Source organism: Acinetobacter sp. YH12155 (genome assembly GCF_013418255.1).
In the GTDB taxonomy this organism is placed as follows: domain Bacteria; phylum Pseudomonadota; class Gammaproteobacteria; order Pseudomonadales; family Moraxellaceae; genus Acinetobacter; species Acinetobacter indicus.
In genome coordinates, this window is sequence record NZ_VPCK01000005.1 from 169,244 (window position 1) to 185,767 (window position 16,524).

A 16,524-nucleotide genomic window follows, 5' to 3' on the forward strand; every position below is an offset into this window, starting at 1 on the left:
AGATTATGATTGACCTCCAGAATGTCAGCAAATGGTATAAGGATTTTCAGGTCCTGACCGATTGCAGTACCCAGATTCGTCAGGGGGAAGTGGTGGTGGTATGTGGACCATCGGGTTCGGGAAAATCGACCTTGATTAAAACCGTAAATGGTCTGGAACCGTTTCAAAAAGGCCAGATTCTGGTCGATGGGATTTCGATTAGCGACCCGAAAACCGATCTGAACCAACTGCGTAGCCGTGTTGGCATGGTGTTCCAGCATTTCGAGCTGTTTCCGCATTTAAGCATTACCGAAAACCTGACCATCGCCCAGGTCAAGGTACTGGGCCGCTCGGAAGCTGAAGCCAAACAGAAAGGGCTGGCCTATCTGGATCGGGTTGGTTTAAGTTCGCAGGCGAACAAATTTCCGGCGCAACTCTCTGGTGGGCAACAGCAGCGGGTTGCCATTGCCCGGGCCCTCAGTATGGACCCGATTGCCATGCTGTTTGATGAACCAACCTCGGCGCTGGACCCGGAAATGATTACCGAAGTACTGGACGTGATGGTCGAGCTGGCACGTGAAGGCATGACCATGATGTGTGTAACCCATGAAATGGGCTTTGCCCGCCAGGTCGCCAACCGGGTGATTTTTATGGATCAGGGCAAGATTGTCGAAGACTGCACCAAAGATGAATTCTTTAATACCCAGCGCGGTGAACGTGCCCAGCAGTTCCTAGATAAAATCCTGCATTAATCCATACAACCAAACATCCCAAATTAAGAAGCAGATCAGATGATCTGCTTTTTTTTCGTATTCGATTACTCCAGCACCAGACGCGCATTGGTCGGCTGTACCGGCCGGTTATTCGGATGTTCCATCAGCTGTGAAAAAGCCTGAATCTGCTGTCTCGAGGCCTGCTGAATCTGTTTGAAGACAATCCAGCGCACGCCTTCGGTACACGGCGGCGTGGTTAAAGAGCCGTTAAAACGATAATAATCCCGTTGCTCCGGTAAAAATGCCGCGGCTACATCCTGATGGTTTAAAATAATGGCCTCACCGGGTTGCTGCGGTAATTCCTGCCACAGCTGTTTCAGCTTCGGATTTTCCTGACCTTCCTGAAACATAATTGCCAGCACCGCCAGTTCACCCGCAGGTGTGGCATGTACCAGATGCATCTCCATCGCAAAACTTTGCCCCTGAATGGTGTTTTCACTTGGACTATGCAAATGGAACTGCTTGAGCTCAAAGACTTTCTGGTCCAGTTCCAAATGATTCCCCTGTTCAAAATTGACCTGAACCGTGCGCTGGTTATTCACAATGGTTTTAGCCTTGGCCGCATAGTTCAGTTTTAACGGCGGCAACTGCGCCGGTGTGGTCTGGGCAATATTAATGGGCGCCTGATTCATGCCAGCGCAGGCCTGATATTCCGGTTTTAACTGGCTCCATTTATCCGGCGCAGTCTGTGCCGCATAGCTCCAGTCAAAATGACTGCCCTCGGCAGCAAAAGCCATATTCATACTCAAAAGTGCAGTCGCTGCAAAAATACTCCGTTTCATTCTTCAACCTTGAAAACACATCATCAAAAGAGCCTTGATCATCCGTAACCTGCGCCGGCAGGACAAAACCAAATCTTCCAACTGTTTATTGCTTTTGTATCTGATTAAAGCGGTTTTTGAGCGTTATAATTCAGCCTGATGGCCTGATAATGACTTGTTCGATTCTCCGACTTATCAAGTTGTACTGATCAATCACGGCGTTGCCACCCAAACCTACATTGGTTTCCAGTTCGATGGTGATGCTTTTTTATAAGTCCGGTACTAACAGTTTTCTGGCTGCTGGATCAGCGACTTATAAAACTGATGACACTCTGCTGGAATCAACCGGCAACAACATGAGGCATTGAAGAAATAGATCAGTAATTTTGCTGGCGCTGGCCAATTTTTTAGCTCAGCTTCAGCATGGAATTTTCGCGGTCTTACTAGGTATGTTAAGTTTTCTACCAGGATGGATTGGCCTTGAATTTTAGCTGCACCAGCATGAAGCATGATTGATGCTGTGATTTGGCCAACGCCACTTGTCATTGGCGAGTTGATCACAGGATTCCTTATAGAACGAAGTGACTCAATCAAACCAGCTGATGAGTATCTTGCTTATTCAAAAGTCAGTCTTTCTGATCAGGAGCGTCGATCTATGAGTTGATTGAACAGGAATTCGACAGTCTGCACGTCAGCGCCTGTATCTGTCTTAAATATGTCATAAACAGCCACTACACTGCTTGTCATCGGGATCGCACACCACTCCCTGCCCATATTCAGGGTCAATTCCAAGAAAGTGCCCTCCTCACTGCATAACATCAGCACAGCCACTATTCATCCAGCAAACGGCTGTGGGTCAAGGTGGAAGGCCATTATTTTTTATAAACCAGTTACGACTCCAGCGATTCCCTCCAGGATCGCTTTTTTTCTTTTTTAAGGGTTTATTTGTGCTGAAGCGCCTCATCTTTTGGCAGGCTTCTGGCCCAGACCAGAATCGGAAGCAGACACAGCAGCGCAATCCCGCTAATCATCATTAAATAGCGTGCATAACCAAGCTGATCGCCCAGTATGCCGCTGAGGCTATACAGCCCACCACTGACAGTAGCCATCAGTGCCACCTGAAAGGTAAAATCGGTGCCGGCCAGCTGTTTGCGGCTATAGTGCATCACCAAAGTGAGCATCACCACCAGCAGCATCGCCGAAATACCATCTTCCAGCGCATTAATCAGATAAATCAGCCACAGTGCTACCGCCTGCTGCTGTTCATACTGATAGGCCAGCCAGCTATAGGCGGCTAAAGCCAGTACTTTCAACACTGAAAACAGCACTAAAGCCTGAGCACGTGACATCACCCTGAGCAATAAGCCGGCCACACCTGCACCCAGTAACGCGGCAAACGCCCCCAGCATGGTCACATAAATACCAATCTGGGAAAAGCTCAGGCCCAAATCGACCATTAACGGTTTGAGTAATGGGCCAGACAGACCATCGGCAATTTTAAAACTGAGCAGCACCCATAACCACAGTGCCAAGCTGCGGCTCTGGCGAAAATAACCCAGATACTGGCGCACGACCTGCCAGGAAAAAGGCGTGGTCTTCTGCGCTGTTTTGGCTGCATGTTGCGGTTCTCGATACAGTAAAATTGGCAAGGTATTTAAAAATACCAGCAGTGCCAGCATCAGAAACGTGGCCTGCCAGTGCAGCCAGTCCAAAGCCCAGAGCATGGCGCCCCCACCAACAATAAAGCCCAGCCGTGAACCAATCACCTGAAAGGTATTGCCCCAGTGCTGCTGCTGGCCAGTTAAAATATTCACCGCCAGTCCATCGGTGGCGATATCCTGCGTGGCCCCAACCAGATTCATCAGCAACAGCCCGACAAAAAAGCCAAACAAATACAGCGGTTCATTCAGGGCCTGAATCGGGATAAATGACAGCCCGATTAACACCACGACACTCAGCAACTGAGTCGGAATAATCCAGGAACGGTAATGGCCCTGAGCGCTGCGGCCAAAGCGATCCACCCACGGCGCCCAGAAAATTTTAATCGACCAGGGCAACATTAACAGGCCAAAACCGCCAATATGCGCCAGCGATACCCCTTGCGCCCGTAAGATCACCGGCAAGGCATGGGTCATAAAGCCCACCGGCAGACCTTGCGCCCAATACAGGGAAAACAGCAACAGATAAAGATTCAGCATAGCAGCGGACATTCCTTTTTATTTCAGGCCAAGCGGATGGCTCCAGGCAAAACTGCTCAAACAAAAGCGTATTTTTGCTCTGCTTCCTCATTGAATAAAGTCGCAATATTTTGTAAAACTTGGCTGAGTTTCAGTAGGATAATACATAAAAACAATGACCAAGCAATTTCCTATTTTACCTGATCAGGTGCCTGGCCGCGGCAGCGCCCTGAGTCGAGGCTTTTTTAAATCGCTCTTTTTGGCCCAAGGCTGGCAGCTGAAAGGCGAATTTCCCAACCTTCCCAAAGCGGTGGCAATTATATCCCCGCATACCTCCAATATTGATGCCTGGCATGGCTTCGCTGCTTTGCTCGGACTGGGGCTAAAAGTCACTATTTTTGGCAAACATACCCTGTTTAATACACCGTTAAAACCGCTGCTGGAGTGGATTGGGGTGGTGCCGGTAATTCGCCATGCGCCGCAGGGCCATACCCAGCAGATTATTGAAATTATCCGGCAACGTGAACAGATCTGGGTCGGGATGGCGCCGGAAGGCACGCGCAAACAGGCCGAGCAGATTCGCAGCGGTTTTTATCATATTGCCTATGGCGCACAAATTCCGATTGTGATGTTCTCTTTTGATTATGCGCATAAGACCATTCATATTCTTGGTGTGTTTCATCCGACTGGGCATTATGAACAGGATTTAGACGCGATTTATCAGCATTATGAAGGCAAGTTTTCTGCCAAAAATCCGCACTGGCTGGCCAAGCCGTTACAAAAACGCTGGCCCAAAGACTAGCCAAAACCGTATTTTTTTGCTGAGATGTGCGCATATTTTGTTGAATTAATCTCCTATCGAATCATGAAATTACTGCAATTTTCGACCGCCGGCCTGTTATTGCTGGCACTTTCCGGCTGTGATCGGGCGGTACAAACCCCAGTGACTCCGACGCCCATTCAGGCGCGTGAACCGGTGGTGGCCATTGCCTTAGGGGGTGGTGGTGCCAAAGGTTTTGCCCATATTGGCGTACTGAAAGTTTTAGAATCACACGGCATTAAACCGAAAATTGTAACCGGCACCAGTGCCGGCAGTTTTGTCGGCAGTCTGTATGCCAGCGGTAAATCACCGTATCAGTTACAGCAACTGGCCCTGAACTTTAAAGAATCCGATATTCGCGATTTAACCCTGAACCGTCAGGGCTTTGTACTGGGCCAGAAACTACAGGACTATGTCAATCAGCAGGTCGGTAACAAAGCCATCCAGCAGTTCCCGATCCGCTTTGCTGCGGTCGCCACCCGTCTGGACAATGGCCGTAAAGCCGACTTTATTAAAGGCAATGCCGGTCAGGCGGTACGTGCCTCCTGCAGTATTCCGAATGTGTTTGTGCCGGCGACTATTGGCGGCACCAAATATGTCGATGGCGGTCTGGTCAGCCCGATTCCGGTCAAAACCGCCAAAGATATGGGCGCCGATCTGGTCATTGCAGTGGATATTTCCGCGCGTCCAACCGGCAATACGCCTATGAATATGTGGGGCCTGCTCGATCAGACCATCAACATTATGGGCCAGCAGAGTATTCATGAAGAACTGCGCCAGGCCAATGTGGTGATTCAGCCTAAAGTTGGTCATATTGGTACACTGGATTTAAAAGCCAGCAACCAGACCATTTTAGAAGGTGAAAAAGCTGCCCAGCTGAAAATCCGCGCCATTGAAAAAGCCATCAGCGATTTTAAAAAATCTCCGGCCGCTTTGGCACCACCACCCAAAGCCAAATTTTAACATCGGGGATTTTTTCATATCCAAGTCGGTTCTCATCTGCTACATTGAACAGCATACAGATTGATCTATATCAATGATTCTTTTTACAATCATTCGCGACGAGTCGATGTATGGAATTTGTTCTTGAACCTTGGCACTGGTTTGTTTTAGGCATTTTGCTGATTCTTTCCGAGCTGCTGCTGCCGGCTTTTGCTGCGCTCTGGTTTGGCGTGGGCGCGCTGATGGTGGGCGTTTTATATCTGCTGTTCCCGATGATGGGCACCACCACGCAGCTGGTGATGTGGATCATTTTATCGGTGCTGTGTACCCTGCTCTGGTTTAAATTTATTAAACCACTGTCGATTGATAAAACCAAAGCCGGCCTGTCACGGGAAGCCACCATCGGCCAGATTGGTATGGTCATCCAGACCAATCTGGAGCATGACGAAGTCAAAGTCCGTTTTCCGATGCCGGTGCTCGGTTCTGATGAATGGAACTGCCGCACTCTAAGTCCGGTGCAGGTCGGTGATCGTGTGCGTGTGGTCGATATTCTTGGCAATGATCTGGTTGTGCAGTTGCATAGCCTGCAGAATGACAACGAAAAACAGTGAGTAATATAAAATGAATGCTGGCTCCATTATTGTTTTAGCCCTGCTGGCCTTTGTGGCCATCACCATTTTTAAAGGGGTGCGTATTGTTCCACAAGGCTATAAATGGATTGTGCAACGTTTGGGTAAATACCACACCACCCTAAGTCCGGGTCTGAACTTCGTAATTCCCTATGTCGATGAAGTGGCCTATAAAGTCACCACCAAAGACATTGTGCTGGACATTCCATCTCAGGAAGTCATCAGCCGCGATAACGCCGTCCTGCTGATGAACGCGGTGGCCTACATTAACCTGACCACGCCAGAAAAAGCGGTGTACGGGATTGAAAACTATTCTTGGGCCATTCAGAACCTGGTACAAACCTCGTTGCGTTCTATTGTCGGTGAAATGGATCTGGATGATGCGCTGTCCTCACGTGACCATATTAAGGCACGTTTAAAAGCCTCGATTTCAGATGATATTGCGGACTGGGGTATTACCCTCACACAACACCAATAATATAGAAATCCACACAACACCAAAAAATATAGAACAAAATATAGAATTTATAGAATAGAAATGTATAATAGACTTATGTGGTTAAATGGGTCGAAAGTACAATGCAATCTAGCTTTCAAACTTCAACAGCAGAAGTTAAATTAATTAAAGACTTCCGACCTCAACGCTATGATCACAAAACAGCATCCTTCTATACTGTAGATGACTTCAAAGCTGATAGATTTCCAATAATTATTAAAAGCAATGGGGAAACATGGCAGATAGCATCAATCTACTTTCAAGACCTACTTATTACCCAAAATAAAGATTCAGAAACTATCGTTAATCGTGCAAACCACCTTAAAAACTACTTACGATTTTTAGAAGAAAACTCATTACCTTTTGATGTCTTTCCATTTGAACAAGAAAAACGTCCTACATATTTGTACTTTAAATATCTGCATGAGCAAATTGATAGTGGTGCTTACTCAAGTTCTTATGCCAGTGAATCAATGAGAAATGTTATTAAACTTTATAAATTCTGCATTGATCACAAGTTATTTGGCGACCACATAAAAGATCGTGCCTATAAAACCTTACTGACACGTATTACACAAAAGAGTCAATTTGGAGATCGACATACTAAAGAAGTTGAAACCACAGATTTAGCTATTAAAGTAAAAAGTAGAACCGTTACTTCTGATGAAATTATTGATGGTGGTCGCCTTCATCCCTTGGCTGTTTCTGAACAAAAGATTCTTGATAAATATTTAAAGAAAGCTCCAGTGGAACTTTACTTGATGTGTGCTTTTGCTCTTCATACTGGCGCTAGACTACAAACAGTATGCACGATTAAAAAACACCATATCTTAGACCTTAAAAGAAACGGCAAAATCAATTCAAACGACAACACCTATTCCATAAAAGTTGGTAAAACAATTGACACTAAAGATGGGGCTGTATATTCATTACGAATACCTGTGCCTATGGTTGAAAGCTTATGGAATTACGTTCATTCAGAAGAGTGGATGCAAAGAGCCGAATTGAGTTTTTATGGGGTATCGGATGAAAATTATGTATTTCTAACTAGATATGGAAATCCTTTCTATACCTCTAGAGTAGAGAAAATTCTAAGGAAACAAGATCACTCTTTGGATAAGAAATATTCTCTGCAAATAGGTGGTGCTGTACGTGAATTATTAAGAAAGCTCCAAAATGAAATGAAGGTCAATAATGAGGATATTCGACATTTCTCATTCCATGATTTTAGGGCAACATTTGGCTTAAACCTACTTCGTAAATTACTCAAACAGAATTGTCCACCTGATCAAGCGATGCTCTATCTCAAACAACGTATGGGTCATAAGAATATTGAAACCACTCACATATATATGCAGTTTGCAGGTTATGAAGAGCTGAGCCTAAGTACCAACCAAAAGTTTGAAAATATGCTGTATGGAGATATAGACCTCAATAATGAGGAGGGGGATGAAATTGAATAATATCGTTGCGTTTAATGAAAAACGAGAGTTGGTATATATGACTCTCAATGAGTTTTTTGATAATAAAACTGTACCCTTTCAAAATATTATATTGGTGCTCAATATTTCCAATCAAACCATGAAATTTGACTGTGCCAAACTTAGCTACAAAGAATATCAAAGCAAAGGGATAAAAGGCTATAATCGTACTAGGCACATTGTATCACCTCTAAGTAGTACATTAAGAGATAGGTCTAATCTTGATTTAACTCAACGCTATATAAAATACCGTTTAGTTGGAGGTGCTACTCACTCAACAATCAAGGGCGTTTTATTCCAATTAGTCAAATTATATAAAGAACTAGATGGTTTAAATATTGAGCAGAATTGGAGTGATGAACAATCACAACTTGAACTATATAAAAAATATTCAGAGAAGTTATATTTAGATTTCCAACACGAATTAAAGAATGAGAATACAACAAATGTTTTTTATACAAATCAATCTCTACTTGCCGATCTAATTGGTTTTAATCTAGACATTGATAAGACCAAAATTAGAAAACTTGCTTGGCAAGTACCTCTTCAAAAGAATAATCACAGACCGCCAGTAGGCAAAAATGATCTTAAAAACTTCTCAAGGGCTAACCTCTTAGCTTTTAGAAAGATTAAAGCCTTTCTAATGGAAAACAAGGTCTTCCCATTAATCATTGAAGATAAGAAATTAGGTATTCGTTGCGTAGAATCACACACTAATAGAAATAGTGATTACTACGATATGTTTGTAGATGAAAATGGTAAATTTCTTGATTATGAGCAAGCCAAAGCTAGATATGTAGTAATCAAAAAACCTCTCAGAGATGAAAGACTCATACCAATCTATGAGAAATATAAAGCAGTCTATGAGGACAGAAATAAAGCCTTTAACCTTTTTAGAATTAGGTTAATTAATAAGGCAGTAAATGCCTTTGCAGGTTGTATATTCTGCGATAGCTCTATAAATCCAACTTTAGTTTCTCAATTGAGAACAGATAGTTTCAACAACCCTATAGCAACAAACAAGACACAACGTACATATTTAATTAAACCTAGATCAGCGAAAGGCGACCCAATCCCTGTAAGTTTTACTCTGACTTTTAAATCTATTAACAAAGAATTTCTTGAGTTTAGAGAATGGGTTTTAAATAACTTGCCTACTGATTCTGAATTTGAACCATCATTGCTGTTATTTTCAATTAGCGAGCAGGAAAGAAAGTCAGAAGATCAAGTTACTAGATTTGTTTCTCCATACAAAGTTGAGCATTACAGATGTGCATATCAGACTTGGTTTAAAGCAAAGTTCCCAAGTATAAGATTTTTATCCGCATCAACTACAAGAGCATCTATATCTAACTACTTTAATGAAAATTCTAATAGCTCTGTAGTAACTGCTGAAAAGCTAGGAAATCTCCCAAAAACAACGGAACATGCTTATACAGAAGCTACTCCTGAGCAGTTTTACAACCAAATGGACGAATACTTCAATGCGGTCTATAAAGCTTCTTATCAAAGAATAAGGGTTACTAACAAACCTGTACCTGTAAAGATCAGTATTAAGGAAGTAGAAGGTACTCAGGCGACTCCTATAGGGCAATGTAGTAGTGTTCAGAAACCTCAGTTAGATACTGGATTTAAGAATATCAGTCAACCAACTTGTAGCAATCCTACATCATGCCTTTTCTGTGACAAATATACTCTTCATGCAGATTATATTGATATTCAAAAGCTACTTTCTCTTAAAGAAATGACTTTCTTATCCATCAATAGAAATAAGGAAGATGAAGTTCTTTATATCAGATACAGAATTGATGAAATCTTAGAACAAACAGTAGATAAATACCCTGAAACAGCCGAGATCATTAAATCTGCACAGAAAGATATTGATGACGGTAATTATGCTGAATATTGGCAAGAACAAATAGACTTGATAACTGAATTAATGGATTACTCATGATTGAACAGCAATTTGAAAATCATCTTTTAACTGTTGTTAATGACTGTGATTTTAACTCGCTTCCTCAGCCTGACTTTATCATTTCATTTGATAATGAAGGTAATCCATTGTCTAGATATAAGGACAGTGAGTGGGATTTAATGGGATATGCCTATAAAAAACAATCATCCTCAAGAGTTATATTTAAGCTAGATAATAATTCTGAAACTGCAAAAATCTTAATCGAACAGATTAAACTGGTACTTTACTCAGTTATGATGGATGCACAACAAAGGAGTTCTGCACGACTAATCAATGTATTAATTAAATTAGGTCAAAGACTCAAAAAGATAGCCAATATCTGTCTTAAACATGAATGTAATTTTAGCAATATGCGGTTGTGCAAAGAAGCCGTAGAAGAGTTGATTACATATCTCTGTGCTCTAAATAAAAGATCAGCAGTGACGTACCTGAAAGAGCTTCATAAAATCAATGACACGAAGCTCAAGTACAAAATTGAAAACTTTGGTCTTGCTGATAAAGACCTTAAGAAAATAGAGAAAATAGTGAATGACTTAGATTCAGACTCTAAACAAACCATTTTAATTCCAACAAGAATCTATGCTGATATTATTACCAAAAGCTTAGATTATATTGATCAATATCATTCTCAAATAGAACAAATTAAACAATTTAGCCTAGAGTATTTTCAAGGTGAATTTGATGCGGATGGATTCAAAAATCTAGTATCACGTTATAAATTAGAAAAGCTTTTTAAGACTCTTGGAATAGAAAAGCAATTTCTTTTTAAATCCCTGTATTCACATTTCCAGTGCATAGCGGGGATGATGATTATGTGTTTCAGTGGTATGCGTATCAGTGAAATGCAGAACCTTCCAATAAATGCTTACACAACCACCACTTATAATGGTCAAGAGATTCATGTTCTAAACGGGCTTACAAGCAAAAAGACAGTTTCAGGACTTAGAACTACAACATGGATTACAAGTAGTGCTATTGGGAAAGCTGTTGAATGCTTACGTGTAATTTGTGAAATTCATAAAAGCTACTATGAATACAAAAAATTTATTGCTCCATCAAAACTTAGACGACCAGACCTTAATATTTTAGAACTTGAAAACTATCCACTATTCCCCTCGTTCTCATTTGCTGGCAAAGAACAGCCTAGATATGGGATACCTGTATCAGAAGTATATCAAGCAATGAATAATTGGGTTGAGCGCCTACTAAATCCAAAACCATTTACTCAGGAAGACTTAGATGAATTATATGCATTTAATCCTTTAGAAGATTGGGATGACTATGAGGATTTACAAATTGGGAAATCATGGCGTTTTAAAACTCACCAGTTTAGAAGAACGCTAACAGTCTATTCTATTAGGAGTGGATTAGTGAAAGTACCAACCTTGAAGAAACAACTTCAACACATCAGTTATGACATGACTCTACATTATGGAAATAATGCGGTTGATAGCACCAATTATATCTTCGAGCCTGATTTAATTAATGAGTTTAATAACGAAAGATTAGAGCACACCACTGATCTGTTTTTAAATATTCTAGAACAGGATGATGTTTTATTTGGGATTAGAGGAACAAGTTTAGAAACTCAAAAAGGCAAATTAAGGAATCTATATTCAGATAGAAAAAATACTGAAAAATTAATTAAAGCAGGTCAGTTACACTACAAAGAAACTCCGCTTGGAGGATGCACTCTCGATACTAATTGTGATCGTCTAGGTTTCGCTTATACAACAGCATGTGTAACGTGTGACAATGCTGTATTTGATCACTCCTCAGTTAAAAAACTTGAGATCGTAAAAAATGCTTTAGCAAAACAACTATCTAAATACGAGTCAGGAAACTACTTCCATGATCAGTTGCGGATAGAAATTGAATCTATAGATAAAGTTCTAGAGAAACGAATTACATTGATTGAGGTCACAAAAAATGTCTAAAGCAGTTGAAAAACTCGAAGCAGCACTGCAAAGGCTTATAGATGGTAAGACCTTGATAGTGCAACCGCCTTATAGAATAAATAATGATGCTGTAGCATTAGAAGCAGGACTTAAAAGAGGTTCTGTAAATAAACAACGCCCTGAATTAGCTAGTCTTCTTATCAAAATCAAAGAAGCAGAGCAAATTCGTACTGGCAAAGCTACTGCAAAGGAGATTGGTGCAAATAAAAAAGTGCTAAAAAAGACTGAAAAAGAGAAAATCCAAGTGTTAAAGGCGGAACTTGCCACTTTGGAAAATCTATATATGATTAAATTACAAGAGAATAATTCTCTGATCTATCATAACCATTTGTTGCAACAGCAATTGAACGAAGCTAAACAAGCTTTAAATGCTTATGTAATTAAATTCAGCAAATTATAAATTACATATATAATTTTAAGCAATATTTTTCAATTTTGAATTAACAATATAGTTATCATTCGGGGCAATGAAGATGTCATTATACCAACCAATCATCCTAAAGAAATATCTAAAATCGTTAGATGATCGTAGTCTTAACATGAGTTGGGATAATTTCAAAAAACACTTCCAAGACCCAACTATTCAAGAGAATATTAAAAGCAACAAAGAAGAGAACTATCAATATGGATTCTTACAAGACTTATTTGTAAATGTTTTTGGATTTACTTTAAACCCTCAATCAGACTATAACCTTACAACAGAGTTTAAAAACCAAATTGGTTCAAAAAAAGCTGATGGGGCTATTTTAAAGAATGGTCATGCCATTGGTGTAATTGAGTTAAAAAGTTCAAAATTAAAAGATTTGAATAAAATCACTGAGCAGGCTTTTAATTATAAAAATAATCAACCGTATTGTAGATATGTAATCACCTCTACTTTTGAGAAGTTAAGATTTTATATTGATAATGCTGTAGATTTCGTAGAGTTTAATTTATTCACGCTTACTAAAAGTGAGTTCTCATATTTATATTTGCTATTGAATCATAATTCAATTATAGCGGACTTACCTATTAAAATAAAAAATGAGTCTTTAAGCCAAGAAGAAGCTATTTCTAAACAATTATATAAAGACTATAGTTTATTTAAAAAAGAATTATTTTATGATTTAATTAACAACAATACTAATATAGATGAACTAGAACTTTTCCAAAAATCACAAAAGCTTCTAGATAGATTCTTATTTATATTTTTTGCGGAAGATCGTGGATTACTACCACCAAACTTCTCAATAAACATTTTAAATGAATGGTCAGAAGCAAAAAAATTAAAAATCTTTATGCCCCTCTACGATAAGTTCAAACAATATTTTAACTTCTTAGATAAAGGCTATATTGACGAAAACACTGAGATATTTGCATATAATGGGGGGCTATTTAGAGCTGACACATTATTAGACAACTTAATCATAAATGATACTGTTCTTAGCAAACACATCAAGAAGATTTCAGATTATGATTTCGCAAGCGAGATTGATGTTAATATCTTAGGCAATATATTTGAGAACTCTTTAAATGAAATTGAAGAAATTAGAGCTAAGTTAAATGGTGAAAAATTAGATAAAACCACCACAAAAAGAAAAAAGGATGGAGTATTTTATACACCACCCTACATTACTAAATATATTATTAACAACACAATTGGAAAGTTATGTCGGGATAAAAAGAATGAAATGGGCATAGTTGAAGAAAATTACAACTATGTAAAAATACCTGCCAAATCATCCAAAAACTATAGCAAAATATTTGAGCAACAGTCTCAACGACTTAAAGCCCTAGAATCATATAGAGCTTGGCTGCTATCAATTACTATCTGCGACCCTGCATGTGGCTCAGGTGCATTTCTAAATGAAGCATTAAACTTTCTAATCGCAGAACATGAATATATTGATGAATTAACTAGCCGAATGTCTAATTCTAGTTTCATATTCCCCGATATTGAAAATAGTATTCTAGAAAACAACTTATTTGGCGTTGACATTAATGAAGAGGCAGTTGAAATAGCTAGGCTTTCACTTTGGCTTAGAACCGCCAAACCTAAACGTAAACTAAATAATCTTAGTAGCAACATCCTTAAAGGGAACTCTTTAATTAGTAATAAGGATGTTGCAGGTGAATTAGCTTTTAATTGGGAAGAGAGTTTTCCAAAAGTTTTTGCTAATGGTGGATTCGATGTAGTTATTGGAAACCCACCTTATGTCAGAATGCAAGGGTTACAAAACTCTTACCCTCACATGGTTGAGTATTATAATAAACAATACGTTTCAGCCACTTCAAGCTATGATATTTATGTCCTATTTATGGAGAAATCACTAGAACTAATTAAAAATAACGGTATTGTATCGTTCATCTTGCCACATAAATTTTTAATTGCAGAGTTTGGTGTTGGTATCCGCAAATTTTTTGCTGAAAATAGAGCGGTAGAAAGCCTTTTACACTTTGGTTCTGAGTTGGTATTTGAAGATGCATCGACCTATACTTGTATTATCAATTTAGACAAAAAACCAAAAGAAAAAATTTATTTTAAAAAGATTAACCCCCTCAAAATTTCTGAACCCTTTGATTTTGATCAAATGGATTATAGTCTATTGAGCCAAGATAATTGGGATTTGCAATCCGAAAGCGTTTATAAAGTAATGCAAAAGTTAAAATCACAACCTTATACTGTTGCTGATGTATTTGATAAAATCTTCCAAGGAATTGCAAGTGGTGGAGATAAATTCTTTGTTCTCAAACTAATAAAACCTATTAGTAAGGAAGTAGGACTATTTTTTTCAGATATGCTCGAAAAGGAAGTTGAATTAGAATTTTCCTTCATGAAGCCTTTAATTAAGGGTAATCAAATTGCAAAGTATCAACCTTTTATTGTGACTAACTACATCTTATTTCCATACAATATAGAAAATGGAAAAGCTGTGCCTATGAGCTTTGATAGGATTCAATCTGTATATCCTCTAGCTGCTCAGTATTTTATTGAAAATGAGGGGTTCTTACGAGGGAGAGAAAAAGGACGGTTTAACAACGACAAAGAATGGTTTTTATTCAGTCGAAATCAAGGCATCTCAAATGTCGAACATCCAAAAATCATGACTCAAGAAATTTCATTCGGTTGTAACATGACATACGACACGAATGGCGAATTTTATCACTCTACAACGATCTACTCATTTATTAAAAATAAGAAGTTTCCAGTTAGTGATAAATTCTATCTAGCAATTTTGAACTCTGAACTAATGTGGTTCTTCATAAAAAATACGAGCACTGAACTCAGTGGAGGTTTTTTCCGTTTTAAAACAAATTACCTTAAGCCATTTCCTTTGCCTGAAACACCTTCAAGCTCTCAGGCATTTATTGAAAAAACAGAGCTAATCCTTGAGTTGAACAAAAAAGCACAAGATTTGGTCTTAAAATTCTTACGAGTAATAGAAAGAAAGTTTAGCCTAACTGACTTTTCTAAAGACTTGCAGAGTTGGCACTCTCTTACGTTTAATGAGTTTATTGATCAGCTTCGCAAAAAGAAGGTTAAGCTTTCCTTATCCGAAGAATCTGAATGGGAAGATTACTTCTTGACTGAACAAACAAAAGCTCAGGAACTATACGCAAGAATTGAGGAAGTAAATCAAATAATCAATTCTATGGTCTATGAGCTTTATGGGCTAAATTCAGAAGAAATTAGAGTAATTGAAAATTCATAACCGTTAGTACGCTTCTAGCAATTACTATGTCCATGAAAATTTTTTCATGGACATTTTTATTAAAGGGATAAATTTTTATTCAGAATTACTCCACCGACTTCCCCCACTTCAAGATAATGTATGGGAAAAATGAATCATTTAAAAATATAGAATTTCATAACTTATATCTAAAAAAATATAGAATTTCATATAGAATTTAAAAAAATGTATTAAAAATATTATTTATCATATAGATATAAAAATAATTCTATTTTTTTGGTGTTGTGTGTACCCTTAAAACCGTTGAAATTCAAGATATTAAACCATCCAACACAATGCAGTCAGCAATGGAAGAACAGGCGGCAGCAGAACGTCAGCGTCGTGCCACCGTAACCAAAGCCGATGGTGAAAAACAGGCAGCCATTCTGGAAGCCGAAGGCCGTCTTGAAGCTTCACGCCGTGATGCCGAAGCACAAGTGGTGCTGGCCGAAGCTTCGCAACGTGCTATTGAAATGGTCACGACAGCAGTCGGCGATAAAGAAATTCCGGTGGCCTATCTGCTTGGTGAACAATATGTGAAAGCCATGCAGGATATGTCGAAGTCGCCAAATGCCAAGACGGTGGTATTACCGGCCGATATTCTGAATACCATTCGTGGGGTCATGGGCCGACAAAACTAAGCACCTTTTTAGCCAAAAATAGACAGCCTGGATGCTGTCTATTTTTATTGCCTGAAAGAAAAATCAGTATTTCATGCAAAATTATGGTTAAATTTCGCCTTCATTTTTTGAATCTTTCAGGACTTGTGAGTATCCATCAAGAATTTGCATGGAACGCATTGAGGCCATAAGTCCTTTACTGT

General features: G+C 39.3%; 11 protein-coding genes and 2 pseudogenes. 11 read left to right on the top strand and 2 right to left on the bottom strand.

From position 1 onward, the window contains the following. The first annotated feature begins 5 nt into the window (after positions 1 to 5). Entirely contained in the window at positions 6 to 731 is a 726-nt protein-coding gene (locus FTU86_RS04970; protein ID WP_180036451.1) for an amino acid ABC transporter ATP-binding protein, read from the top strand. 65 nt (positions 732 to 796) lie between these two features. On the opposite strand, the gene FTU86_RS04975 is transcribed toward FTU86_RS04970, so the two are convergent. Both FTU86_RS04975 and FTU86_RS04980 read right to left on the bottom strand, forming a co-directional pair. Continuing rightward, positions 797 to 1,534, bottom strand: a complete 738-nt coding sequence (locus FTU86_RS04975; protein WP_168384059.1) for a carbonic anhydrase — start codon at positions 1,532 to 1,534, stop codon at positions 797 to 799. Between the two features lie 920 nt (positions 1,535 to 2,454). Beyond that, complete coding sequence (locus tag FTU86_RS04980; protein WP_180036402.1) at positions 2,455 to 3,711, bottom strand: MFS transporter; 1,257 nt, start codon at positions 3,709 to 3,711, stop codon at positions 2,455 to 2,457. 154 nt (positions 3,712 to 3,865) lie between these two features. On the opposite strand from FTU86_RS04980, the gene FTU86_RS04985 reads away from it, so the two are divergent. From FTU86_RS04985 to FTU86_RS05030, 10 genes and pseudogenes are all read left to right on the top strand, one after another. Then, positions 3,866 to 4,492, top strand: coding sequence for a 1-acyl-sn-glycerol-3-phosphate acyltransferase (locus FTU86_RS04985; RefSeq protein WP_168391039.1), 627 nt, complete (start codon positions 3,866 to 3,868; stop codon positions 4,490 to 4,492). A 63-nt stretch (positions 4,493 to 4,555) separates the two neighbouring features. Continuing rightward, a complete protein-coding gene (locus tag FTU86_RS04990) occupies positions 4,556 to 5,473 on the top strand; it encodes a patatin-like phospholipase family protein (protein WP_005176032.1) in 918 nt (305 codons plus the stop codon). Between the two features lie 110 nt (positions 5,474 to 5,583). Beyond that, positions 5,584 to 6,063, top strand: coding sequence for an NfeD family protein (locus tag FTU86_RS04995; RefSeq protein WP_005176030.1), 480 nt, complete (start codon positions 5,584 to 5,586; stop codon positions 6,061 to 6,063). A 10-nt stretch (positions 6,064 to 6,073) separates the two neighbouring features. Then, positions 6,074 to 6,544, top strand: a pseudogene (locus FTU86_RS05000) (SPFH domain-containing protein); the annotation flags it as partial. Positions 6,545 to 6,660: 116 nt separating this feature from the next. Further along, positions 6,661 to 8,040, top strand: a complete 1,380-nt coding sequence (locus FTU86_RS05005) for a site-specific integrase (RefSeq protein ID WP_168398066.1) — start codon at positions 6,661 to 6,663, stop codon at positions 8,038 to 8,040. Continuing rightward, complete coding sequence (locus FTU86_RS05010; RefSeq protein WP_168398065.1) at positions 8,027 to 10,012, top strand: hypothetical protein; 1,986 nt, start codon at positions 8,027 to 8,029, stop codon at positions 10,010 to 10,012. Before FTU86_RS05005 ends, FTU86_RS05010 begins: the two co-directional genes overlap by 14 nt. Further along, a complete protein-coding gene (locus FTU86_RS05015) occupies positions 10,009 to 11,970 on the top strand; it encodes a hypothetical protein (protein ID WP_180048260.1) in 1,962 nt (653 codons plus the stop codon). Before FTU86_RS05010 ends, FTU86_RS05015 begins: the two co-directional genes overlap by 4 nt. Then, positions 11,963 to 12,391 (top strand): hypothetical protein, encoded by a 429-nt coding sequence (locus tag FTU86_RS05020; protein ID WP_168398063.1) that lies wholly within the window; start codon positions 11,963 to 11,965, stop codon positions 12,389 to 12,391. Before FTU86_RS05015 ends, FTU86_RS05020 begins: the two co-directional genes overlap by 8 nt. A gap of 139 nt (positions 12,392 to 12,530) precedes the next feature. Then, positions 12,531 to 15,683, top strand: a complete 3,153-nt coding sequence (locus FTU86_RS05025) for an Eco57I restriction-modification methylase domain-containing protein (protein WP_216076614.1) — start codon at positions 12,531 to 12,533, stop codon at positions 15,681 to 15,683. A 269-nt stretch (positions 15,684 to 15,952) separates the two neighbouring features. Continuing rightward, positions 15,953 to 16,342: pseudogene (locus tag FTU86_RS05030) on the top strand (SPFH domain-containing protein); the annotation flags it as partial. Between the last annotated feature and the right edge of the window lie 182 nt (positions 16,343 to 16,524).

Coding starts and splice junctions, on each gene's coding strand:
- FTU86_RS04995 (WP_005176030.1), top strand. CDS start 5,584: ATGGAATTTGTTCTTGAACCTTGGCACTGGTTTGTTTTAGGCATTTTG.
- FTU86_RS05010 (WP_168398065.1), top strand. CDS start 8,027: ATGAAATTGAATAATATCGTTGCGTTTAATGAAAAACGAGAGTTGGTA.
- FTU86_RS05015 (WP_180048260.1), top strand. CDS start 10,009: ATGATTGAACAGCAATTTGAAAATCATCTTTTAACTGTTGTTAATGAC.
- FTU86_RS05025 (WP_216076614.1), top strand. CDS start 12,531: ATGAGTTGGGATAATTTCAAAAAACACTTCCAAGACCCAACTATTCAA.
- FTU86_RS04985 (WP_168391039.1), top strand. CDS start 3,866: ATGACCAAGCAATTTCCTATTTTACCTGATCAGGTGCCTGGCCGCGGC.
- FTU86_RS04980 (WP_180036402.1), bottom strand. CDS start 3,711: ATGCTGAATCTTTATCTGTTGCTGTTTTCCCTGTATTGGGCGCAAGGT.
- FTU86_RS04970 (WP_180036451.1), top strand. CDS start 6: ATGATTGACCTCCAGAATGTCAGCAAATGGTATAAGGATTTTCAGGTC.
- FTU86_RS04990 (WP_005176032.1), top strand. CDS start 4,556: ATGAAATTACTGCAATTTTCGACCGCCGGCCTGTTATTGCTGGCACTT.
- FTU86_RS05005 (WP_168398066.1), top strand. CDS start 6,661: ATGCAATCTAGCTTTCAAACTTCAACAGCAGAAGTTAAATTAATTAAA.
- FTU86_RS05020 (WP_168398063.1), top strand. CDS start 11,963: ATGTCTAAAGCAGTTGAAAAACTCGAAGCAGCACTGCAAAGGCTTATA.
- FTU86_RS04975 (WP_168384059.1), bottom strand. CDS start 1,534: ATGAAACGGAGTATTTTTGCAGCGACTGCACTTTTGAGTATGAATATG.